Genomic DNA, 23,486 nt, shown 5'->3' with positions numbered 1-23,486 from the left:
TCTGCGGGTGCCGTCATTTGCTGCGGGATTGCGGCGAGGGACGAAATCCTCGGACTACCGGCGGGAGTCGCAACCCATCGCGCCGCTTAACCGGGACGATTTGTGAAAGTCCGTGCCCGATCTTGGCCTCGGTCGGGCATCCTTCATCGCGAAGGCATCTCATTTATGAACCGTACTTCTGGATTGTCCTTTGCGCACCTCTCACCTGCGCGCTTGTACGCCTGGATCGCCTTCGCTGCCGCTTTCCTCCCATGATCTCGGCCGGCATCCAGATTGCTGTGGTTCCATTTGAAATCGATGTGGTGCGGCACGTGGATCTCAACGACCGTACCCGTCCATCTCTTTCCATTGGCGGGAGGGTCATACTTGACGTGGTACCTGAACAGCTTCACGTCATCTTCGCCGACGGTCGCGGCGAATAGCTGGCAGAGATTTGCGAGGGAATCGTGAAGGTTGCCAGGCTTTTGGATTTGCTTCCTGTCGACAATCCTGCACACCCATATTTCATCCAGCTCATTTGGATCATCGTGTTCTTCGAGCAGTGTCTGGAAGTTGACCGTGTCAACCAGCGCCCCTTCGCAATATGTAACCCCACCTATCTCTACGGTTTCTTCGATGAATGGAAGGGCCGAACACGCGCATAGAGAAGATGCGCTGATGGTCCCTCTGGCACGATTGCGTTGCATTCGGTTGTTGTCGAAAAACACCAATTCCCGGCTGTGAAGGTCAAATGCGTTGTGAAAGATGAGCGGCATGTCGCCTTGAATCAGCCTTCCGAAATTTATGCTTCTCATGAATTTGCTGTCCGGGTAGTTGATCTTGGACAGGCCATTGACGCTGGACAAATACATTAGCGACGTCAGATAGCGGACGAAGGGATTGGGCGCCAACGCCTGGTTCAAAACCCAGCCGTTGATATCTCCTCTATCCCATTTCTGCCCAGGGTCGGAGAGCATCGTCATGGTCTCTCCCACTGCCTTCACCATTCTGCCCGGCAACCACACCTTGTCATAATTCCGGATGTCAAATACGAAGTCCATCAAGGCTTTTGTGTTGCCGAACCAGTCCGTTCCGAACACGGAGTTTATGGGAAAGCGTTCATAGCTTTCGTCATCGCGAAACACGTGATCCTTGAAGAATTGATATGTGAGCCAGGCTTTGTTCGGTCCCTCGAACTGATTATAGACTATGCCTACCCACGCACCGATGCAGGACAATGACCACACATCAAACTTGATCTCTGGATGGCACTGAAGAGCTTCCAGAATGCCGATGTGCAACCCAGCTGCCGGCCCGCCGCCACCAAGCGTAATTGCTCTCTTCATCGGACTCCCCCTCTCAAGCAAGGTCGCTTGAATCTGCTCCAAAAGCATTGTGTTGGGGAAAGGCACGTGCGCCTTTTGAGCCGGTTGCATAGCATGCAGCCCTGCAACCCAATGTGAAGCATTTCATAGTCGGTGGAGATAATCTCCGTCCGATGCCGAGGCGGGGATGGAAACAGTGGCCGGTTGATCCGCCGCGTTCGATCCGATTGTGCAGTCTGTCGCAAGGATTCGTTGGAAACGCTGTCGATGCCGAGTCACCGTTGCAGGTCGAGCAAAGCCTTTGCCTCCTTCAGGTCCTGGGTGTCGAAGCCCTCGGTGAACCAGGCGTAAATGGGCGTCAGGAGAGCCAGCGCTTCCTCGTGCCTTCCCTGATCGCTCCACAGCGCAGCAAGGTCCTTTGCAGTTCGAAGTTCGAGTGCCTTGACGTCCTGGCTCCTTGCTGTGCTCAATGCCGTTTCAAGCAGAGACTGTGCGTCCGCCCTGGCGGCTGCCGCGTCGCGGACGATCAGCACCTGCGCTTTCAGTCGATACAATTCGGCCTCGAATATTTTCTCGCAATTTCGGTTTACGGTGGCGAGTCCCAGCTCAATCAAATCCAGCGCAGCGTCGTACCTGTGGCCGAACAACAACGCCGGGCACAAGAGGACGTAAAGCGCCGTGATACCGAGTTGATACCCCGCTCCACGATATTCATCGAACGCGCTCCGTACTTCCTCGATCACGCTGGGCGAAGGGCTGAGCAGGGTGACGCATATGCCACGAATGGCGCGCGCCAAGCCGCGCCACTGCTGGAACCCGTGTTCTTCCGACAGGGCGAGACAGCGCTCGGCAAACCCATGTGCATTCGAGAACTCGCCGCGGAGAGCGTGAAGAATGGACGCATAATAGTAGGCATAAGCTTGAGAATGCGGATGATCGATGGCGTTGGCCCTCTGAACGGCGGCATTTATTCGCGTGATCGCCGTATCCGCATGGCCGAGCAGCCAGAGGGACCACGACATCAAGGCGAGGTCAGCCACTCCAGCATCCTGGCCAGCCGCGCGCGCCGCCCATTGTTGTTCTTCGCTGCTTGCATTGAATGCCTCGAAAGCGCGTTGCAGCAATTCTCGGGCCGCGCTGGCATGCCCCATGAAAAGACGTATCATAGCTTGTCCGCGCATCGCATTGAGCAATGCCGGTCGTTCACCGCGCGCTTCGATGAGCTCAAGCAAAGCCGCGATCATTTCCTGGGCCAGCGGCAATTCGCCACGAATGACTCTCGCGGTGGTCAACCAGAACAAGACCTGGAGGTGCTCGGGGGGATCTCCGAGGCGCTCGCACAGCTCGCGAGCGCGAGCGAAGGTCGCCATCGATCTGTTCGATGCTGGCCCTTGGGTAGCGATCAGGCACGGCCCCAGAACGAGGTGAAAATCAAGCTCCAGCCCGTCCTTCGCTGCGCCGTCGGGCAAATGACGCAGGGCTTCGACGCCTCGCTGCGCGTGTGCGATGGCTTCGAGATTGGCGGAGCGCATGGCAGCCTTTTTGCTGGCCTGTAGCCAATAGCCTGTGGCCTTTTCGATCAGTCCGGCTTCGGTGAGATGGTGGGCAAGAGTTTCGGGTTGCGCTTCGACGATTTCCGGGAAGCGTTGCTCGAACGCGTCCGCGATCGTGGCATGCAGTCCGGTACGTCGACTCCTTAGAAGTCCAGAATAAGCGGCGTCTCGCACGAGGGCGTGCTTGAAAGTATAGACCGCTTGGGGCACTTCGCCCCGGCAAAATATCAGCTCCGACCGAACCAACTGGGCAAGCGCCTCCTCGAGTCTCTCCTTTGGCAGCCCGACGACTGTGCTCAACAGTTCGAAAGAGAACTCGCGCCCCACGACTGCGCCGATCTGAGCCACTTCCCTAACCGGTGCCAATCGGTCGAGCCTCGCCATCAGCGATGCGTGCAATGTCGTCGGAATCGCCATCGATGGTAACGGGCGGTTCAGGACATAGTGATCTTCCCGTTCTTGCAAAAGTCCGGTTTCGAGGACTGTCTTGGTCAATTCCTCGACGAACAGTGGCACGCCGTCCGTGCGAGCGAGGATTTGGTCCAGCACCTCCTGCGGGAGCGTCTTGCCGGCCGTGACCCGTTCGATCAACGCCACTCCGTCCCGCCGGCTCAGCCGCGTGAGCGAGATCGTCGTAACATGCGCATGACCGGGCCACGGCGGCTTGAACTCTCGTCTTGCGGTTATGAGCAGTAGCACTCGAAGCCGTGGCAGCCGTTCCAATGTGATCGTGAGCAGCTCCAGTGAGGTCGGGTCCGCCCAATGGACATCCTCGAAGATGACGAATACGGGCTGTCGCGCTGCCAAGCCCTCGAGCTGAGCCAGGAACGCCGCCAATATCATTTCCTTGCGCTTCTGCGGGGTCAGTTCTGGCACGTCATAGCGGTCGCTGGTTGGTAGCGACAAAAGGTTGGCCAGAGGTGGTACCACACGCTCGGCGTCAGCGCCGGACCGCAGGAGCAGGGTCTCAAGCTTGGTGAACTTCTCCGCCGGGGAGTCACTTCGCTCGAACCGGGCAGCCCGTTCGAGTTGGGCGATCAATGGATAGAGCGCACTATTGGTGTGGTGCGCCGAGCAGAATTGCCGCACCGTAATGTGCGGTTCGGCCTCGAGCCGCTGTTGAAGCGCCAAGGCAATGTGCGATTTGCCGATACCTGGCTCTCCGGTTAGAACCACCGCACAGCCTTCGCCCCGCGCGGAATGCTGCCAGCGGCGCAACAGCAGCTCCATCTCCTCGTCCCGGCCGATGAGTGGGGTCAATCTGGCCTTGTGCTGCGCCTCAAAGCGGCTTTCGACTCCGGTTGCCCCTAGTACCCGCCAGGCTGGTATGGGATCCGCCCATCCTTTGAGCGCGACAGGGCCGAGATTTCGGAATTCGAAATGCCCGTCGCTGAGCTGGTGGGTACTCTCTGAAATCAGCACCGCACCGGGCTCGGCGAACGCCTGCAGGCGAGCCGCCAAGTTCGGCGTCTCGCCAATGACCGCCTGCTCCTTGGCGGCGCCTTCGCCGATCAAATCGCCCACGACCACCATGCCGGTCGCGATGCCAACGCGCACCTGCAGCCCGATACCGACATCCGTTTGAAGGTTAGCTACGGCATCGACCAACGCCATCCCCGCGCGTATCGCCTGCTCGGCATCGTCCTCGTGCGCCTGGGGATAGCCAAAATAAGCGAGCACGCCATCCCCCATATACCGCGCGATGATGCCCTCCTTCTGGGCGACAACCGCTGCGATGCAGGCGTGATAGGTGCCGATTACCGCCCGCAAGTCCTCCGGATCCAGGCGGGCCGAAAGTGCCGACGACCCCACCAGATCGCAAAACATGATCGTAAGTTGACGCCGCTCGGCGCCGTCTCGCGATGCCGGTTGGAGGCCGGTCGGGAGGGGTCGAGGAACGTCCGCCGCAAGTTCTGCGATCGCTCGCAACATCTTGCGGCGATGTCCAAGCAAGACGCCGAGATCCTTGAGATCCTGCTCCGTGAGATCGCGCAGGACCGAGACGTCAATGGCATTCTCGCTGAAGCGCGGAGCGTACTCTCCCAAGCCGATCGATGCTAGCCACTCTGCGATACCAGTCATGGCAGACCCAGTCTTGGCAAACCCAGTCTTGGCAAACCCAGTTCTTGGCAAACCCAGTTCTTGGCAAACCTATGGCTCACGTAGGAATTGTAGCACGTTAGAAACGCATGCGAAGCAGATCAGTCGGTCTGGGGCCGATCGCACAGGGGCCGACGGCGCCGACAGCCCGAAGTCGTGCACGGCGCCCGCTGTGCAATTCAAGTGTCATGCATCGCAGCAAATGGAATTTCGGATATGGGCGAGCACCGTGCCGGCACTTCGAAGCCGTGAGCGCCAAGTATCTCTTGGCTCCTAGATCACTCCCGCCAGCCGCAACGCCACGCCCGCCGCACACGATCCCGCCAGTACGGTCAGCATGCCGAGCTTGAAGCGGAAGATCGCGGTTGCCGCCGCGATCGAGAGCACCAGCGCCGGGATATCGACGCTTGCCAGCACCGGCATGTCGAAGGACAGCGGAAATGCATGCACCGGAGCGGTCTCGCGGAACAGCGTGTGCAGCGCGAACCAGATCGAGAGGTTGAGGATCACACCGACGACGGCGGCGGTGATCGCGCCGAGCGCGCCGGCGAGGCCTTTGTTGCCGCGCAGGAGCTCGACATAGGGGGCGCCTAAGAAGATCCACAGGAAGCAGGGCGTGAAGGTCACCCAGGTCGCTAGCAGGCCTCCGAGCGTGCCGGCAAGCATCGGCGACAGTCCCGTTGGATCGCGGAAGGCGGCCATGAAGCCCACGAATTGCAGCACCATGATCAGGGGGCCGGGCGTGGTCTCGGCCATGCCGAGCCCATCCAGCATCTCGCGCGCGCTGAGCCAGTGATAATGCTCCACCGCCTGCTGGGCGACATAGGCGAGCACCGCATAGGCGCCACCGAAGGTGACCAGCGCCATCTTGGAGAAGAACAGCGCGATCTGGCTGAACACGTTGGCCTCTCCGAACGCCGCGAGCAGCGCGATCACCGGGACCAGCCAGAGCGCGAGCCACAGCGCGCCGACGCGGATTGCGCGCGCTGTGTTGGGGCGGACATGATCGGGCACGGCCTCACCGAGCATGCTGTCGATCAAAGCGGTGTTGCTGTCATGGCCGTGGGCCGCGGGCGCGAATTCCGGACGGCCGCTTCTTGCGCCGACATAGCCGATCACGCCGGCGGCGATGATGATGATCGGGAAGGGGATAGCGAAGAAGAAGATCGCGACGAAGGCTGCGGCCGCAAGCGCGATCATGACACGGTTCTTCAGCGCGCGCTTGCCGACGCGCACCACGGCTTCGACGACGATGGCGAGCACGGCGGCCTTCAGGCCGAAGAACAGCGCCTCGACGAAGCTGACATTGCCGAAGGCAGCATAGATGTAGCTGAGGCCCATGATGGCGATGATGCCGGGCAGGATGAACAGCCCGCCCGCCATCAACCCGCCGGCCGTCCGATGCATCAGCCAGCCGATGTAGGTCGCAAGCTGCTGCGCCTCCGGTCCTGGCAGCAGCATGCAGTAGTTCAGCGCATGCAGGAAACGGCCTTCGGAGATCCAGTTTTTCTCCTCGACCAGGATGCGGTGCATGACCGCGATCTGGCCGGCGGGGCCGCCGAAGCTGAGCACGGCGACCCGGAGCCAGACGCGAAAGGCTTCGTTGAAGCTGATGCCGTGACCGGCATCAGCTCCTGCTTCGACGTTGCGGGTGTCCATCACGCCTTCACTTTGTTGGTCGGCCAGTTGTGAGTCTCGGTGGTGGCGTCGCGGCACCAGCGGTAGAAGGCGTCGTAGAGCAGCATGCCGGCCTCGAGCTGCGCGAGGTCGTCATCATACATTCGCGACAGGCCTAGCGAAGCCGCGAGCAGGCCCGGGGCCTCCGGAGCAAGATCGGGCCGCGCGGTGTCGGCGCCGCGCACCAGGGTTGCGAGCCGCTGCAAGGGCGGGGTCGAAAGCCCGAACTCCTCGACCATGACGTCGAAGGTGCAGAGCGGTCCGCGGTGGCTCCAGAACACGTTCTCGATGTCGAAGGGCGCGGCATTGAAGCGCTCGCCGACGCCGACGACCTCCGAGGGCACCACGTAGAGGAACACCGCATTGGGATCGACGAAGCGGCGGATCAGCCAGGGGCAGGCGATGCGGTCGACCTTCGGCCGTGCCCGCGTCACCCAGACCGTGCGGCCTTTGGCATCCCGCTTCGGCAGCTTGCTGGTGTCGACAAGGGGCAGCTTCGCCGCCTTCCACCCCTCGAAACCGCCTTCGAGCGTTTCGGCCTGCACGCCAAGTCGCCGGAGCCAGGCCGCGGTGCCCTGTGCGAGCTTTTCGCCGCGCAGGCAGGAAACGATTGCGGAGCGGCCGGCGAAGTCGGCTCCCCAATCCGGAACCCTGTCGTGGCTGAGCTTGATGGAGCCGGGGATCAGCCGCCGGTCGGCGGCATAGTCCTCGTCGGTCCGGACGTCGATGAGGGCGGGGGCATTGGCCGTGCCGATCAGCCGCGCCAATTTGTCAGAAGATATCGTCGTGAAAGTAGACATGATGCGTCCTCGTAAAGAATGACGGGACGCGATACTTGGGCATGTCGCCTCGTGGGGAGATCGCTCAAATCCCCATGAGCCGCATTACAGCGAAACTGCGAGTGCCTGTCAATCGTGGGTTTGGCCGGCAATCAGCCTTAGAAAGTTCTGCTGCCGCGGCCTATATTCCCGGCAAACGGATTCCTTCTCGGAGATATGCCCGATGCACTCACATTCCCTCGAGCAATGGACGCACGAGCACGCGTTCCTCGGCGACAAGCATGACGAGAACGAGCGGCGTACCTGGTTCGTAGTGGCGCTGACGCTCATCATGATGGTCGGCGAGATCGTCGCCGGCTCGCTGTTCGGCTCGATGGCACTGCTCGCCGACGGTTGGCACATGGGAACGCATGCGGCGGCGCTCGGGATCGCGGCGTTCGCCTATCGCTTCGCGCGCCAGCACCTTGGCAACGCGCATTTTACGTTCGGCACCGGCAAGTTCGGCGATCTCGCCGCCTTTTCCAGCGCGATCATCCTGGGGCTGATCGCCGTCCAGATCGCCTATGAGAGCGTGCTGCGCCTGATCTCCCCGGTGCCGATCGTCTATGGCGAGGCGATCGCGGTGGCGGTGCTCGGCCTCTGCGTCAATCTCGTCAGCGCCTGGCTGCTCCGCGACAGCCATGATCATCACCATCACGGCCATGACCATGGCCACGCGCATGCGCATGACGACGACGATCACGACCACGATCATCACCACCATCATCACGACAACAATTTGCGCGCCGCCTACATCCACGTCATGGCGGATGCGGCGACCTCGGTGCTGGCGATCGGGGCGCTCGTCGTCGCCATGTATTCGGGATGGGTGTGGGCCGATCCGGCCGTCGGGCTGATCGGCAGCGTGGTGATCGCGAGCTGGGCGTTCGGCCTGATCAAGGCCTCGGGCGCGGTGCTGCTCGACGTCCGGGCCGACGAGAAGCTGGAAAGGGTCATCCGCGCCCGCATGGAGGTGGGCGAGGACCGCGTCACCGACCTGCATCTCTGGCAGGTCGGCCCCGGCCACTGCGCCGTGCTGGTCTCGCTCGTCTCCGACAAGCCCAAGCAGCCCGCCGTCTACAAGAAGCGGCTCGCGGGGCTGAAGGGGCTCAGCCATATCACCGTCGAGGTGGAAACCTGCCCACATTGACGTGTTGGGGCCGACGGGAATTCCCGGGCGTGGTCGGGGTTTCGTCAGCGATCACGGATTGCGTCGCCGGCGTCGCTTCCGAAAATGAGGAACTAGAATGATGCCCCGGATCAGCTTCGCTCTTGTTGCAATCGCGTTCGCCTTGCTTACCCAATCCGCCTCGGCCCAGTCCGAAAAGTCCGGTGTCGAAAGGCTCTACATCCTCAATTGCGGGGAGGGTGCCACCAGCGACGTGTCGCGCTGGACGCCGGGCATGAACGAAGGCAAGCCGATGGACTTCGTCGATAGCTGCTACCTGATCAAGCACAGCCAGGGCTGGTTCCTCTGGGATACCGGTGTCCCGGATGCGGTTGCATCGATGCCCAATGGCCTCGTTCCCTCCGACCCGAAGGCGACGGTCTGGCGCCGGCCGAAGACGCTTCTCGCGCAACTCGAGCAGCTCGGCCTCAAGCCGAGCGACATCAAGTGGATGGCGGTCTCGCACACCCATCCCGACCACACCGGCAATGTCGAGATGTTTCCGCAGGCCGTCCTTCATGTTCAGAAGGCTGAATATGAATGGCCCGGTCCCAACAACGAGCCGCGCTTCAAGCCGTCGCATCCCGTCGTGCTGCTCGATGGCGACAAGGACCTGTTCGGCGACGGCAGCCTGACCATTCTCGCAACGCCCGGCCACACGCCGGGACACCAGTCGCTGCTGGTGAAATTGCCGAAAACCGGCGCGGTGGTGCTGTCGGGCGATGCGGTCCACTTCAAAAGCAACTGGGACAACCGCGTGGTACCCGGCATGAACGTCAGCAAGGAGCAGACTGTCGCCTCGATGCAGAAGATCGCCGATGTGCTTGCGAAGGAGAAGGCGCAGCTCTGGATCAACCACGACAAGGCGCAGCGCGATACCCTGAAGATGGCGCCGGAGTCTTACGACTGACGTATTGGCGGGGCTGCTGCCACGATGCTGTCAGCAGGGGGGTGCTAGTTCGTCCAGCTGGCTTCGCGAAGGAGGCGGCTTTGGGCGAATGGGCGGGCGTTGCGATCGCGCTTCTGTCCAGCAGCATCGGCGGCACCGCGGCGGCGATCACGCGCTATCTTGTCGGTGGCGCTGATCCGATCCTGCTGGCGATCCTGCGCTGGGGGATCGGGTTCGCCTGCCTGCTGCCGGTTGCGCTGCTGTTGCGCGTGCGGTGGCCGTCGCGGCGTGACCTGCCGGCCGTGCTGCTGCTCGGCCTCAGCTTCTTCGGCCTGTTCTTCATCCTCTACAATATCGCGATCTCTTATACGACCGCGGCGCGGGCGAGCCTCGCGCTCGCGACGCTGCCGCTTCACACCATGGTGGTCGGCGCGCTCCTCGGCGTCGAGCGTCTGACGGCACGCAAGGCGCTCGGCGTCGGCATTGCCGTGCTCGGCGTCGTGGCCGCGCTCGCGACGGGCCTGGCGCAAAGTCCGCCCGGAGCCTGGCGTGGCGAGCTGATCATGGCCGCGGCCGTCTTCTGCATGGCCTTCTACAACGTGTTGTCACGGCCGCTGATGCAGCGCTCGAGCGCGCTCGGCTTTTTGACGGTCGGCATGGGAGCCGGGGCGATTGCGCTGGTGCTGGTCGGCGTTGTGCGCGGAAGCTTCGCGGCGCTCGATCACTTCACGACCGCGCAATGGGTCGCGGGGGTCTATCTCGGCGTCGGCGGCGGTGCGCTTGCCTTCATTCTCTGGGTCAAGGCGCTCGCGCTTGCGACGCCGACGCGCGTTGCCAACACCATGACGGTCAATCCCATCGCCGCGGCAGCGCTCGCGGCGCTCCTGATCGGCGAGCCGGTCACCCCCAATCTCCTGGTCGGCCTTGTGGCGGTGTTTGCCGGCATCTGGATCGCCACCAGCGGGGCGAAGCCAGCCTGATCAGCGCTTGATCAGCTCTTGATCAGCTCTTGGGCGCCGCCACGGGCGGCGGCCCGCCTTCAGGCGCCTTCGTCGGCTTCAGGCTGCCCGCGTAGAACGAGAGCAGGAACACCAGCACGACGGCGGCGAGATAGACGCCATAGGCCTGTGGCGGCGTGGTCGCCCATCGTGCGAGACGCTTGAATGTGCCTGATGGCTCGGTGTCGTCGGTCATGCCCTGCTTTTGCGCGAAAGCAGCCGCGAAGGGAAGGGGCCTCAAGAAGGCCGGCGCTTGGGGTGGATCAGGAACAGTGCCGCGAGTGCTGTGAGGCTCAGTGCCGAGGACACGATCAGGACCTTGCTGCCCAAGACGTCGATCAAAAGGCCGAAGGCGAGCGGGGCAATGGCCTGCGCCATCCGCGCCGGCGCGCCGATGATGCCGAGCCGGTAGCCGTAATTCTTCGGCCCGAAGATCGCGAGCGGCAGCGTTCCGCGCGCGATGGTCAGAACGCCGTTGCCCGAACCGTGGAGAAGCGCAAAGGCGCTCGCGCCGGCGGCGCCGAAGATGGCGATCACGAGCGCCCCGATCGGATGGGTGATGCAGGCGATCCGCGTCGACCACAGCGGATGAAAGCGGCTCAGAAAGCTCGCCTCGAGAACCCGCGCGCCGACTTGTGCCGGCCCGATCAAGGCGCCCGCGGCAATGGCCTCGACGGGTGTCGCGCCGGTGGCTTCGAGGATACGCGGGAAGTGCACCGCCATCGCGCCGGTGACCGTCCAGGCCGCGGCGAAGACGAAAGCCAGAAGGATCATGGTGCGGTCGAGCGGGATATGCGGCTTGACGGCCGTCGTCGCCGCCTCCTTGGCGCCCTTCACCTTCGGCAGCATCAGGAGGTTGAGCGGCAGGCCGATCAGGATGTGGCCGGCCGCCCAGGCAAAGCAGGTGTCGCGCCAGCCGATATGCGCAAGCCCCCAGGCCGTCAGCGGCCAGCCGACGGTCGAGGCAAATCCCGCCATCAGCGTGATGCCCGTGATCGAGCCGCGGGCCTCGGTGCCGTAGATGCGCCCGAGCGTGGCGAAGGCAGCGTCATAGAGTCCGAGCGCCATGCCGATGCCGAGCACGAGCCAGGCGATCGCCATCACCGGGACGGAATAGGAGAAGCCGAGCAGCACGAGGCCGCCTGCAATCGTCAGGTTCGAGGCCGAGAGCACCTGCCGTCCGCCGACGAGATCGATCTGCCGCCCGATGCGCGGGCCGAGCATGGCCGAGATCACCAGCGAGGCGGAGAAGGCGCCAAAGATCCAGTTGGAGGAGACGCCGAGATCGCGCCCGATCGGATCGGCGAGGATCGCCGGCAGGTAATAGCTCGAAGCCCAGGCCAGCGTCTGTGTGGTGCCGAGCGCCAGAATGATCGGAAGCTGTCGCTGGCTCATGTGCTTGCGTTGATCTTGGCGTTTCTGGTCGTCGAGCGCATCGGAAACATCAATTGGCTTTTGCCTCCCTGGCGCGGGTGACGTCAACATCGCCCACGGCATATTCGATCTGCGGCATGCGGGATGCTGCGCGCAGTCAGGTTCGCCTTTCGTCCGTCACGAAGGTACGGCTATAATGGCCTATGGAATTGACCCCCCGCCTCGCGCTGATCAACTGGCTGACCGTCCAGGGGCTCACCGGACTGCCTGAGATAGAGATGCTCCGCGGCTTCTGCGAACGCTGCCGCGCCGAGGGGATCGCGCTGTCGCGCGGGCTCGTCGTCATCGACACGCTGCACCCGATCTATGAGGGGCGCGCGTTCCGCTGGAGCGACGTGCCGAGCAATGAGAGCGACGTCATCGAGTATGGATCGACGGCGCAGGGCGATCCGGCCAAGAACTGGCGTCGCTCCGTGTTCTACCATCTGCTCGAGCACGGCGAAGACGAGATGCAGATCGATCTCGCGGACGTCGCCACGCTCGACTTTTCGCAGATTGGCGAGCTCGCGGAAAAAGGCCACCGGCATTTCCTCGCCTTCGTGCATCGCTTCGGCGAGAGCGGCGCGCTCGGCCAGATGGACTGTCTTTATTCCTGCTGGACGACGCGGCGGCCCGAAGGCTTTGCCGAGGGCGAGCTCGCAGCGCTGCGCGATCTCGTGCCGGTGCTGGGGCTCACGATCAAATCCGCCCAGCAGGTCGATATCGTGCGCACGCTCGGGCGCGTCTATCTCGGCCGTGATGCTTCCGAGCAGGTGCTGCGCGGGCGCATCTCGCGCGGTGTCACCGAGCGCATCAACGCAGTGCTCTGGTATTCGGACTTGCGCGGCTCGACCGGGATCAGCGAGAGCATCGGGCCCGACGAGATCATTCCGTTCCTCAACGACTACGCGCAGGCCGTGATCGATGCGATCCACGACGCCGGCGGCGACGTGCTGAAGCTGATCGGCGACGGCGTGCTCGCGATGTTCACCGGCGAGGACATGGCGGCGGCGCGTCGCGCGGCGCTGCGGGCCGAGCATCTGTTCCGCAAGAACATCGTGGTGCTGAATGCGAAGCGGGCCGCCGACGGCCGCCCGACCACCTCGGCCTATATCGGCTTGCATGTCGGGGAGGTCTTCTACGGCAATATCGGCAGCGAGGACCGGCTCGATTTCACAGTGGTCGGGCCCACGGTCAACGAGGTCAGTCGGATCGCCTCGATGAGCCGCTCGGTCGATCGCGAGCTGCTCGCATCCGCCGAGTTTTATGCGGGGCTCGATGCGGCGGGCCGCCGCTATCTCGTCTCGACCGGCCGCTACGCACTGCGTGGCATCGGCCGCGCGCAGGATCTCTATACGCTCGACCCGGACGTCGACACGAACGAGCCGGTGACGGGCAGCTACGAACGGTACCTGGCGGGTTAGGGGCCGTCCGCGGGCAATGAGGCATTCGGTGTTTTCGTCCGATCCATGGCGGGCCATTGTTCGGAAAGCGGCGGCATCGAAGTCTCCTTGCCGGTCATGCGCTCGATGGCGATCGCATAGACGGTGATGAGATCGAGCCGCGGAAAGAATCCCTTGGGTCGCGTTGTTTCCGGCTTGCCGTATTTGACCATCAACGCCTCGCAGAACCGCTGCTTGATGTCCCTGTCGTCCACGATCCTGATACGGCCGGACAGGCATATGCTTCGATAGGCGAGACCGGAATCGCATTCAAACCGGCCATAGTCGAAGACACCGTCGTGCTCATCGATCTCGAAGCAGACGCGCCGGTCCCGCTCGATGTTCGCGCGCAGATGTCCTCTGGCACCTGTTGTGTGCAGATACACCTCTCCGTCGATCCAGAGATAGAGCAGCGGGATGCAATAGGGGAAGCCGTCCTCGCTTACTGTCGCGAGATGGCCACTATAACCTTGTGCAAGCATCTCCAGCATCCGCTCGTGCGACATGGCGCGGTCTGCGCGACGGATCTGCGGTGAGCTCATGGTTGGGACGCTCCGTACGGTCGTTCGAATGAACGGGAATTTGCTCGTTATCCGAAATAGGATAGGATGTCAGTGGTCTTATGGAAAGGTCCACTTTGGCTCGTTGAGGCATACCACGTGTCCCGACGTACAGCTCACTTTGTTGGGGAGGACACGTGAAGAGCCGGCAAAGCTGGGCAGAGCTTTATGCGTTCGAGGTGGATCGCGCGGCGGATGCGCCGGTGTTCCGCCAGATTTACCTGCGGCTGCGATCGGCGATCCTGTCGGGAACGCTCCGTCGCGCGACCAAGCTGCCCTCGACGCGCGAACTCGCAACGCAACTCGGTGTTTCGCGCTCCGCAGTCGTCTCGGCTTTCGAGCAGCTTCTTGCCGAGGGCTATGCCGTCGGCAAGAGAGGCGCAGGGACCTACGTTGCCTTCGATCTTCCTGAACCTTTCGCGGCCTTTCAGGGCCGCAAGGTGCGAGCTGAAGCAGCCGTCGCCACCTTCGCAGAGCTCGGCGATTTCGTCGACGTGACGGCGCGAGACGATGAGCGTCCCTTCAACCTGGGCCGGACCCTGCTGGACGCACGTAGCGCCGAGTTGTGGCGCAAGCTCACCGCTCGCACGCTGCGGTCATTTGAGCGGCATCATCTCGGCTATGGCGATCCGCGCGGCTTGCCGGAGCTGCGCAGGTCGCTCTGCGATTATCTTCAGGCTGCGCGCGGGCTGCGCTGCGAGCCCGACCAGATCGTGCTCACTGCCGGCACGCAACAGGCCGTGGACATCGTGGCCCGCATCATGCCGGGGCCGGACAAGGAGGCCTGGACCGAAGACCCCGGCTACACCTTGACCCGTCTTGCCCTCGTCGCGGCGGGCGCGAAGGTTTGCCCCATCCCGGTTGACCAGCACGGCATGAACGTCGCCGAGGGCATCCGTCGCGCGCCCAAAGCGTGTGCGGTGTTCATAACGGCCTCGCATCAGTTTCCCAGCGGCGTGCCCCTGTCGATGGCACGCCGCCTCGAACTGCTTGGCTGGGCCCGAGAGTCGGGCGCCTGGATCATCGAGGACGACTACGCCAGCGAATTCCGATATGGCGGCCGGCCACTCGCTTCGCTCCAGGGCCTCGACGAAGCCGGGCGCGTCATTTACGTCGGAACTCTCAACAAGGCGCTCTTCCCGGGACTTCGGCTCGGCTACGCCGTGGTGCCGCATTCACTGGTTCGGAACTTCGTTACCGCGCGCTATCTGATGGACCGTCAGCCGTCGAGCCTCTGCCAAGCGGTCGTCGCCGCCTTCATGGAGGAGGGGCATTTTGCGGCTCACATTCGCCGAATGCGGGAGATCTACCGTCTTCAACGGGATACGCTCGTCGCGGCTCTAAAGCGCCGGCTGAGCGATCACCTGAGCGTCGAACCACCGGACCAGGGGATGCATCTGGTCGCCTACATGCGACCGGAACTGTCGGACGTGATGATCGAACGGCGGGCACGCGAGCAAGGTGTCGTCGTTCGCGCGATGAGCCGCCTGTATCTTGAGGCGCCGGCGCAATCGGCGCTGATGCTGGGCTTCAGCGGTTATCCGCGCCAGATCATTGCGCCGGCGATAGCGCGTTTGGCCCGGGCCTTTGATCGCTAGACGAGGTGACCGTCGTCCGCCCGGGCCCGATCAGCAAGCGCGCGGCACGGCACCGTCCGGAACCATCTCCGGCTGCCGGTCCAGCGCCACCGCCGGCGAGAGCCAGATCACCAGTGCCTGGACCGCGAAGATCGCGGCTGCGAGATAGAGGCACGTCTCCGCGCCATAAAAGCCGCCGACGATCGCTCCCAGCGCCGAGCCGAGCGGGCGTGCGCCGTAGCTCATGATGTTGATTGCGGAGACGCGGCCGAGCAGGCGCGGCGGCGTCACCGATTGGCGCAGCGTCGTGGTCGAGATCACCCAGAGGATCGGGCCGAGGCCGAGCAGGAAGAAGCTCAACGCCGCCAGCCACGCCGCAGACACCAGTACCGTCAGCGCCATCACCAGGGCTGCAACGAATCCAGTTACCGGCCCAAGCCCGACCACCGTGCCGAAGGCGAGGCGCCGCATCACCCGCGTCGCGACCAGCGCGCCGATCACCGTGCCGACGCCATACATCGCCAGCACCACGCCGACGCCGGTCGCGGACAGGCCGAGATGGCGCACCGCGTAGGGCACGAACACTGCAAGCTGGAGGAACCAGCCTGTGTTGAAGATGAACTGGGTGACGAACACCGGCCGCAGCAGCGGGTGATGGAAGACGAAGGCAGCGCCTTCGCGGATCTCATGGAGCGGGTGCCGTCGCGGCGCCGGTACGCGCGCGGGCTCGTAGAGGCCGGCGAGCAGCACGACGGCGATCGCCGAAAGTACGGCGGCGAAGCCGAAGGCGGGGCTGGCGCCAAGCCAGCCGACCAGCGCGCCGCCGAGCGCAGGGCCGGAGGCAAAGGCGATGGTACGGGCGAGCTCGATCCGCGCATTCGCCGCGGGCAAGGCGTCCGCCTGCACCAGCGAGGGCACCAGCGCCGGCGCCGCGACGCTGTAGACGACCGTGCCGCAGACCGCGGCAAAGCCGAGCGCTGCGAGCAGCGGCAGGTTGAGCGCGCCGAGCGCAATCAGGACCACGACGGCTGCAAGCGCCGCGGCCCGGAGCGCCTCGGCACCCGCCATCAGCGCGCGTCGCGAGATGCGGTCGGCGAGCAGGCCGGCCGGAATCGCAAACAGCACGAATGGCAGGGTGAGGGCGGTCTGGAGCAGGCCGGTCTGGCCTTCGGCGACGCCCAGCGTCAGCACCGCGACGATGGGGGCGGCAGCGAGCGCGATCTGTTCCGCCGATTGCGCCGCAAGATTGGACCAGGCGAGGCGGTTGAACGTGTCCGGGAGGCGAGGGGTCGTTGACATCGGTCATTCCCTGAAAGTCGATCTGGAGGCCAGTATTCGCCCCGCAGGACCGCCAAACCCACCCGCTTCCCGACAAGACCGGTCGGCCCGGGAACCAATACGGCTAGATGCAGTTGCAAATGAGTTGCAATAAGAGCCGAGTTCGGTATTCTCCTGTCCCATGGATGCCCGATCACCCGACCTGACCCCCGACGCAGCCGCCTGGCGCACTGACGCTCCCGCCACCAAGAGCCTGGCCGAGGTCAACGGCACGGTCGCGATCCCCGCGGCTGCGGCGTGGTGGCGCCGGCTGCTCGCCTTTGTCGGCCCAGGCTATCTCGTCTCGGTCGGCTACATGGATCCCGGCAACTGGGCGACCGACCTCGCCGGCGGGGCGAAATTTGGTTACACGCTGCTCTCGGTCATCCTGCTTTCGAACCTGATGGCGATCCTGCTCCAGTCGCTCGCAGCAAGGCTCGGCATTGCCACCGATCGCGATCTCGCGCAGGCCTGCCGCGCGACCTACCCGCCGGCGGTGAACTGGCTCTTGTGGCTCGCCTGCGAGGCCGCGATCATCGCCTGCGATCTTGCCGAGGTCATCGGCACGGCGATCGCGCTCAAATTGCTGTTCGGCATTCCCCTGATCGGCGGTGCGCTGATTGCCGCGCTCGACGCCTTCCTGCTGCTCATCCTGATGAACCGCGGCTTCCGCTTCCTGGAAGCCTTCGTCATCGCGTTGCTTGTCGTGATCGCGGTTTGCTTCGCGATCCAGATCGCTGCCGCGGCGCCACCGGTGGCGGAGGTGATCCACGGATTTGCGCCGCGGACGGAGATCTTCACCAATCCCGAGATGCTCTACATCGCGATCGGCATCATCGGTGCCACCGTGATGCCGCATAATCTCTATCTGCACTCCTCGATCGTGCAGACCCGCGCCTATGAGCGGACCGACGAAGGTCGGCGCGAGGCGATCACATGGGCGACGACCGACTCCACGGTGGCGCTGATGCTGGCGCTCTTCATCAACGCCGCGATCCTGGTGGTCGCGGCCGCGACCTTCCACAAGAGCGGTCATTCCGACGTCGCCGAGATCAGCCAGGCCTTCGAGCTGCTGTCGCCGCTGCTTGGCCTCGGCATCGCCTCGACCCTGTTCGCGGTGGCGCTGCTCGCCTCCGGCCTCAACTCCACGGTGACCGCGACGCTCGCCGGCCAGGTCGTGATGGAAGGCTTTCTCGACTTGCGCCTGCCGAGCTGGGCGCGTCGGCTGCTCACGCGCGGCATTGCGATCATTCCGGTGATCGTCGTCACCGCACTCTACGGCGAGCAGGGCACTGGGCAGCTCCTGGTGTTCAGCCAGGTCGTGCTGTCCATGCAGCTTCCCTTCGCGGTCATTCCGCTGGTGCGCTTCGTCTCCGACCGACGCAAGATGGGCAAGTTCGCGATTTCCCGCAGCGTCGCCGCGGCCGCATGGATCGTCGCCGGCGTCATCGTGATACTCAACCTGAAGTTGCTGGTCGATACGCTGTTCGGGTGAGGGCTGGGGGCAGCCTTCCCAGAGATCAGTCGGCGCGAAAATCCCGGGATACCGTCGTCCCTGCTCGAAAGAGCCCTCAAAAGGCGCAAAAACCAGACCGCATTCGGCCGTTTGACGGAATAATCGAGCCTCGCTCACGGCTTGGCGCCTGGGGCCCCGGGCTTTTACGGATTCGTCCTTTTCAATTTTGGCTAGGCGCGTATAATGAATTCAATTTTTGATAGGGGCACATAATGGCGTTGGTTTTTTCAAAATGGTTTTCACCCGCCGCGGAATGATGCGCTGAGATGAGCGCGTCGACCGCGCTTTCATCAGACACGTTCGTCGGCAACGCGCGACTTCGATCCGCGCAGGACCTTTGGTTTAGATCCTTTGGTTCAAATCCAATGGTTTGATCCGGCCGGCTCCTGTTAGGGGCAAGGTTGGCCTCGCGTCTCGAAGGGCAGGACACAAGTTTATTCGTTTGCATGAGGTGCCGGCATTTCAGAATTGGCACCTGCCTAGAATTGATATGCCGCGCGAAGCGCATATCGGCGTCTTGATTGTTACCGGCGGGAAGACTTTTCGCCACGTTGATCAGGCTTCCCGCCACTCTGTTTGCGCGCAGGTTCACGTCCTTAAGACGATGATCATGCGGATGAGCGTCGGTTTATTCGTTGAAGCCATTGATGAGTGCGAGTGCCGTGACCAAGTGTCCTGCTTGCTCAGCCCGAGTTGAACTTGAGCACCGATTCTGCTCGCAATGCGGCGCCGGTCTCAACCGTGCCGCCGACAAGTCTTCCGGGCCCTCAACCTCAGGCGCAGTGGAGCGCGAGGCGCGATCCGCTTCGCAACATCCCAACTCGCGGGCGCAACTGCTGACCGAAAACAAGCAGGTGAGCGTGCTGTTCGTCGACGTCTGCGACTCGACCTCATTGTTGCAGCACGCCGACCCCGAGGAATCCCGGAACTATCTCGGCAGGACGCTCGATCTGCTTGCCGACGCGGTCGAAACCTTTGGAGGCACCGTCAGCCAATTGCTGGGAGACGGCCTCGTTGCATTGTTCGGCGCGCCTCTGGCGCAGGAAGATCACGCCTTGCGGGCCTGCATGGCCGCTCTGAAGATGCAGAGGGCAACCATTCCCGGCCACGACGCGCAAGGCGTCGCCTGCCCGATGCTGCGCATCGGCATCAACTCCGGCGAGGTCCTGGTGGGTATCGTCGGACAGTACCAGTGGTCGCACTACGGTGCGGACGGCCAGACGATCCACATCGCGTCGCGGCTGGAGAAGCTGGCGCCTCCGGGCGGCATCTTGATCAGCGCGGCGACGCAGCGCCTGGTCGCACAGCAGATCGACACACGGCCGGTCGGGATAAAGCCCGTACGCGGATTGGCCGCCCCGATCGAACTTCACGACGTCGTGGTCGAGACCGAAAGCTCGGCGGCCGCCCCGTTGACGCGAAAGCAACGCTGGGCACCGCTTATCGGGCGCCGGGAGTTGTTGCAGATTCTGGCGGGGGAGTTCGAAACCGCCAGGACAGGCGCCATGCGGACGATTGGCCTGCGCGGCGATGCCGGCATCGGAAAATCCCGCCTGATCGGTGATTGGACAGCCGCTCTCGCAGGCCACGGTGTGAACCTGTGCGTCGCGCAGGCGAGGGGCTATGCGAGCACGAGAGCCTACAGCACCGCGGCCGATTTGGTCGCAAGTCTACTGGAGTTGCCTCGCACGAGCGTGACCGACGTCAAGCAGACCGCCGTGCAGGCCTTGCTCGCGAAATGGCCGGCAGAGGGCGCCGACCACCTCCCGGCTTTGAGCGATCTGCTCGGGTTCGCTGCGCCGAACGAAGCTTGGCTGGCGCTCAATCCGGCGCAAAGGCGGCGCCGTATCGGCGAGGCGCTGCTGTGGCTCGTTCGCCAGCGCGTCCGGGCGGGCCCGTTCGTGCTCGTGCTTGAGGATGTGTTCCTGGCCGATCGCGACAGCCGGCGGCTGTTCGAGGCCTTGTTGCCCAGGCTCCAGGGTCTGCAGGTCCTGGTCTGTGTCAGCTACCGTCCGGATTTCGAGCATCAATGGGCACAGACGACGTGGTTCGCCGAGTACCTGGTCGAGCCCCTGCGGGACGGCGAGATGCTCGCCCTCGCTCGAGCCTTGCTCGGCGATGATCCTTCGGTGCTTGGGGTGACCAGCGAGCTGGTTCGTCGCGCCGACGGCAATCCCTTCTTCATGGAGCAACTGGTCATCACGCTGATCGATGACGGATCACTCGAGGGAACTCCGGGTGCCTACCGTTTGCAGCGCCCCCTCGGGGAGTTGCGGGTCCCGGGCTCCATCGCCGCCGTGATCGGCGCGCGGGTCGACAGGCTGCCTGATGCCGCGAAGTCGGCCCTGGAGGCGGCGAGCGTTCTCGGTGATCCCATCACGCGGGAGCTGATTGCCGCCATGCAGGACGAAGACCTCGCGCGGACCGAGGAGTTGCTTGGTCTTTGCGTCTCGTCCGGCTTGCTGACGAGCCCCGATCCTACGGGTCGTTCGCTGGAGCAGCACGCTTTCGTGTTCCGTCATGCACTGGTCCGGGACGTCGTGCTCGGAACGCTAATCCGCGCCCGCCTCAAGGCGCTGCATCGGCTCGCTTTCCTCGCCTTGCAGTCACAGCCGGGTGCCGAGGACGCCGATGCCGCTCCAGCTCTGGCGCATCACGCCTTCAAGGGCGAGGAATGGGAGCATGCGGCAAGATACGCCGTGAAGTCGATGGCGCGAGCCATCTCGCGCTCGGCCAATCAGGAAGCCCTGCAACTGTTCGAAATGGGCATTGAAGCGGCTCGCCGCGCCGGCGGCACGCGGAGTGCGCAGGGCGTTGAACTTGCGCTCCGGCTGGAAGCCATCGGCGCCATGATGGCGCTCGGACACATCGACGAGATCTTCAACAACATGGAACGCGCGGAAGCGCTTGCCGCGCAGCTGAACGACCAGCCCGCGCGCGCATCGGTTTCGACGCAGACGGCGGTGTTTCTGTGGATGCGCGGACGCTTCGAACAGGGGCTGCGGCATGCCACGCATGGCCTGGAAGCGGCCCGCCTTGCCCAGCGTCGCCACATGGCGATGGCGGCGCGTCAGGCGCGCCTCCTGCACTTTCACGCTCTCGGGCGGTATTCGGAGGCGGCCGCGGAAGGCCGCGTCCTGCTGGCCGACTACGCGCCCGAGTTGGCTGAGCACTACGTCCAACCCGGATGGGCTGTCATCCCCATCATCAACCTGTACGCATTCCATGCCAGCACGCTATGGCGCCTCGGTGATTGCGAAGCCGGGCACGAGGTCTGCGCTCGCGCCTATGAGATTTTGTCCAAGGTCGATCATCCGTATTCGCGTCTGATAGTCGACACGGTCCAGGCACAAATCTGGGTCGAGGAGGAGGAACTCGACAGTGCGGAGGCCTTGATGCGCAAGGCCGTGCAGCAATGCATCACGCACAAGGTGCCGACCACGCTGGCGGCTTGCTGCGGGGTGCTCGGCATTGCACTTGCGCGCAATGGCAAGGCCTCCGAAGCAGTCGCGGTACTGGAAAAGGGCTTCGCAGACCGCATCTACGACGCGGCCAATCCTTACGGCAGGACGTTCATGCGCGTCGGTCTCGGTATTGCCTATCGCGCTCTCGGACGGCTGGACGATGCGATCAGCACCGGACGCAAGGCAGTCGACCAGGCGGGCGAACAGAGCGGGCACCGGACGGAAGCCCTTTACGAACTGGCCGTGACGCTGCGGCGCGCGGGCGACGAGCCTGCGGCCAAAGCATGTTTCGCACAGACCTCCGAGGCGGCGCGTCGTCTCGGCATGGCCTACTACCAGAGGCGGGCCGCTGCAGCGCTTGCAACGCGACAAGAGGATTGGCACCCAGCATGAAACTCTCGATGTATGAACCCGATGCCTTGTCGCCGGGAGCCCGCAACTTCTCCTATGGCGCCTTTTGCTGGCTCAATCGTCACATCATCGTCCTGCGTGTGTTCGGCGCTGTGCTTAGGCGCTGGCCCTCGGTGGGCGGCCTGTTCGGCATGGTGGCCCGCGCCAGCGCCGTCAAAGGTGTCCTGACCAGGACGCGAAGCTTCTCCAACACGGCGCATGAGGCCAACATGGTCTCCGGGACCTATCTGATCGGCATGGATCCAGGTCCCACCTACGATTCCGACAGGGACCTGGTCCATCAGCGGTTGGCCGCTCTGAACGTTCCTGTCGACTCTGATGCTGAGGCCAAGCGACGGATCAATACTCTGAGCCAGCCCGGAGCGGGCGCTTTCGATCTGATCGATGATTACCTGATGTGGGTCGTGTTTCATGCCATGAGGCCCTTGTTCGGAACGGCAACGGGCGCCGTGGTTGCGGGCTCGGCGGCCCCGGCCGCGGCCGCGCAAGGCAATGTCAATCAGGGCCTGCAACGACAGTACCTCCTGGAAATCCGATATGTCGCGGGGCAGCTCCTGGCTGGCAGCTTGGCGACATTAGGGGTTCGGCGGCGGGCGGAAACCTGCGGGGATGCGCTACAGGCGCGGATCGATCGCGTGACCGGCCTCATCGGCACAGCGTGGGGTGTCACAAGCTCCACTGCGGACATTGAACGAAATGCCGTTGGGCTTGCATGGATCTCGCATCCGGTCACGGTGCAGTCCGGAGCCCTTGCCGTGCAGGAGCTCCTGGGACGGCCAAAGGTCTACGAACAGCTACGATCGCAGGCCAAAAGTCTTGGCGCGTCCGTCTGGACCGACGCCAATTTCCGCAGCGTCGTGCGCGACCATGTGCTCGAGCTGATGCGTTTCCGTCCGATCTTTCCGCTCCTCGCGCGCGATGTGCCGCGGGATACCGAAGTCGAGACCGGCGCGCAACACAATGCCAAATGTCCAGGCGGCGGGAAGATATCGCTCTTTGGGATCGCAGCCCTGTTCGATTCACGCGCGGTTCCCGACAGCGGCAAATTTTGTCCGCATCGCAATTGGGGCAACGAACATGCCTTGCGATATCTCATGTTCGGATATGGCTACCGCCAATGTCCTGCCAGGGACTACGCGGTCGAAATCCTGACGAGCGCGCTGATCGGCTTGCTGACCTTGCCCGGGCTGCAACTGGCGCGCGATCAAGGCAAGGCCATCGTGTACGACGGGCCGCTGATGGCGTGCATGCGCATGCGTATCCAGTAAGCAAGCGGAGA

General features: G+C 63.7%; 16 protein-coding genes. 8 read left to right on the top strand and 8 right to left on the bottom strand.

The genetic code is table 11. The features are described from left to right. Window positions 1-143 precede the first annotated feature (143 nt). The 4 genes from NLM33_RS08835 to NLM33_RS08820 all read right to left on the bottom strand — a co-directional run bounded on the left by NLM33_RS08835 (window position 144) and on the right by NLM33_RS08820 (window position 7,434). On the bottom strand, window positions 144-1,325 hold the full coding sequence (locus NLM33_RS08835; protein WP_254095697.1) for a patatin-like phospholipase family protein: 1,182 nt from the start codon (window positions 1,323-1,325) through the stop codon (window positions 144-146). A gap of 254 nt (window positions 1,326-1,579) precedes the next feature. Continuing rightward, window positions 1,580-4,939 (bottom strand): adenylate/guanylate cyclase domain-containing protein, encoded by a 3,360-nt coding sequence (locus tag NLM33_RS08830; RefSeq protein ID WP_254095696.1) that lies wholly within the window; start codon window positions 4,937-4,939, stop codon window positions 1,580-1,582. A 291-nt stretch (window positions 4,940-5,230) separates the two neighbouring features. After that, window positions 5,231-6,616 carry a chromate efflux transporter gene (gene chrA / locus NLM33_RS08825; protein WP_254095695.1) on the bottom strand — a complete coding sequence of 462 codons (1,386 nt, stop codon included), beginning with the start codon at window positions 6,614-6,616 and terminating at the stop codon, window positions 5,231-5,233. Continuing rightward, complete coding sequence (locus tag NLM33_RS08820) at window positions 6,616-7,434, bottom strand: chromate resistance protein ChrB domain-containing protein (protein ID WP_254095694.1); 819 nt, start codon at window positions 7,432-7,434, stop codon at window positions 6,616-6,618. Before NLM33_RS08820 ends, chrA begins: the two co-directional genes overlap by 1 nt. A 202-nt stretch (window positions 7,435-7,636) precedes the next feature. On the opposite strand from NLM33_RS08820, the gene dmeF reads away from it, so the two are divergent. From dmeF to NLM33_RS08805, 3 genes are all read left to right on the top strand, one after another. Further along, complete coding sequence (gene dmeF / locus NLM33_RS08815; RefSeq protein WP_254095693.1) at window positions 7,637-8,602, top strand: CDF family Co(II)/Ni(II) efflux transporter DmeF; 966 nt, start codon at window positions 7,637-7,639, stop codon at window positions 8,600-8,602. 97 nt (window positions 8,603-8,699) lie between these two features. Continuing rightward, a complete protein-coding gene (locus tag NLM33_RS08810) occupies window positions 8,700-9,530 on the top strand; it encodes an N-acyl homoserine lactonase family protein (protein ID WP_254095692.1) in 831 nt (276 codons plus the stop codon). Window positions 9,531-9,610: 80 nt separating this feature from the next. Continuing rightward, complete coding sequence (locus NLM33_RS08805; RefSeq protein ID WP_254095691.1) at window positions 9,611-10,489, top strand: DMT family transporter; 879 nt, start codon at window positions 9,611-9,613, stop codon at window positions 10,487-10,489. 22 nt (window positions 10,490-10,511) lie between these two features. On the opposite strand, the gene NLM33_RS08800 is transcribed toward NLM33_RS08805, so the two are convergent. Both NLM33_RS08800 and NLM33_RS08795 read right to left on the bottom strand, forming a co-directional pair. Beyond that, a complete protein-coding gene (locus NLM33_RS08800) occupies window positions 10,512-10,703 on the bottom strand; it encodes a hypothetical protein (protein ID WP_254095690.1) in 192 nt (63 codons plus the stop codon). Between the two features lie 41 nt (window positions 10,704-10,744). Continuing rightward, a complete protein-coding gene (locus tag NLM33_RS08795) occupies window positions 10,745-11,902 on the bottom strand; it encodes an MFS transporter (RefSeq protein ID WP_254095689.1) in 1,158 nt (385 codons plus the stop codon). A 182-nt stretch (window positions 11,903-12,084) separates the two neighbouring features. Here NLM33_RS08795 and NLM33_RS08790 point away from each other — a divergent pair, with 182 nt between their 5' ends. Next, on the top strand, window positions 12,085-13,344 hold the full coding sequence (locus NLM33_RS08790) for an adenylate/guanylate cyclase domain-containing protein (RefSeq protein ID WP_254095688.1): 1,260 nt from the start codon (window positions 12,085-12,087) through the stop codon (window positions 13,342-13,344). On the opposite strand, the gene NLM33_RS08785 is transcribed toward NLM33_RS08790, so the two are convergent. Then, a complete protein-coding gene (locus NLM33_RS08785; protein ID WP_254095687.1) occupies window positions 13,341-13,904 on the bottom strand; it encodes a pyridoxamine 5'-phosphate oxidase family protein in 564 nt (187 codons plus the stop codon). The genes NLM33_RS08790 and NLM33_RS08785 overlap by 4 nt on opposite strands. Window positions 13,905-14,059: 155 nt before the next feature. On the opposite strand from NLM33_RS08785, the gene NLM33_RS08780 reads away from it, so the two are divergent. Beyond that, a complete protein-coding gene (locus NLM33_RS08780) occupies window positions 14,060-15,520 on the top strand; it encodes a PLP-dependent aminotransferase family protein (RefSeq protein ID WP_254095686.1) in 1,461 nt (486 codons plus the stop codon). A 30-nt stretch (window positions 15,521-15,550) separates the two neighbouring features. Here the strand turns inward: NLM33_RS08780 and NLM33_RS08775 are convergent, their stop codons facing one another. Next, entirely contained in the window at window positions 15,551-16,798 is a 1,248-nt protein-coding gene (locus tag NLM33_RS08775; RefSeq protein ID WP_254095685.1) for an MFS transporter, read from the bottom strand. 160 nt (window positions 16,799-16,958) lie between these two features. Here NLM33_RS08775 and NLM33_RS08770 point away from each other — a divergent pair, with 160 nt between their 5' ends. The 3 genes from NLM33_RS08770 to NLM33_RS08760 all read left to right on the top strand — a co-directional run bounded on the left by NLM33_RS08770 (window position 16,959) and on the right by NLM33_RS08760 (window position 23,475). Continuing rightward, window positions 16,959-18,311 (top strand): Nramp family divalent metal transporter, encoded by a 1,353-nt coding sequence (locus tag NLM33_RS08770; RefSeq protein WP_254095684.1) that lies wholly within the window; start codon window positions 16,959-16,961, stop codon window positions 18,309-18,311. A gap of 803 nt (window positions 18,312-19,114) precedes the next feature. Further along, window positions 19,115-22,189, top strand: a complete 3,075-nt coding sequence (locus NLM33_RS08765) for an adenylate/guanylate cyclase domain-containing protein (protein WP_371929923.1) — start codon at window positions 19,115-19,117, stop codon at window positions 22,187-22,189. Further along, entirely contained in the window at window positions 22,186-23,475 is a 1,290-nt protein-coding gene (locus NLM33_RS08760; protein WP_254095682.1) for a cytochrome P450, read from the top strand. The genes NLM33_RS08765 and NLM33_RS08760 overlap by 4 nt, the downstream gene beginning before the upstream one ends. Window positions 23,476-23,486 lie beyond the last annotated feature (11 nt).

The organism is Bradyrhizobium sp. CCGUVB1N3, assembly GCF_024199925.1.
Classification (GTDB): Bacteria; Pseudomonadota; Alphaproteobacteria; order Rhizobiales; family Xanthobacteraceae; genus Bradyrhizobium.
Note: the sequence above shows the minus strand (reverse complement) of the source record. Positions and strands in the feature narration are given on the sequence as shown.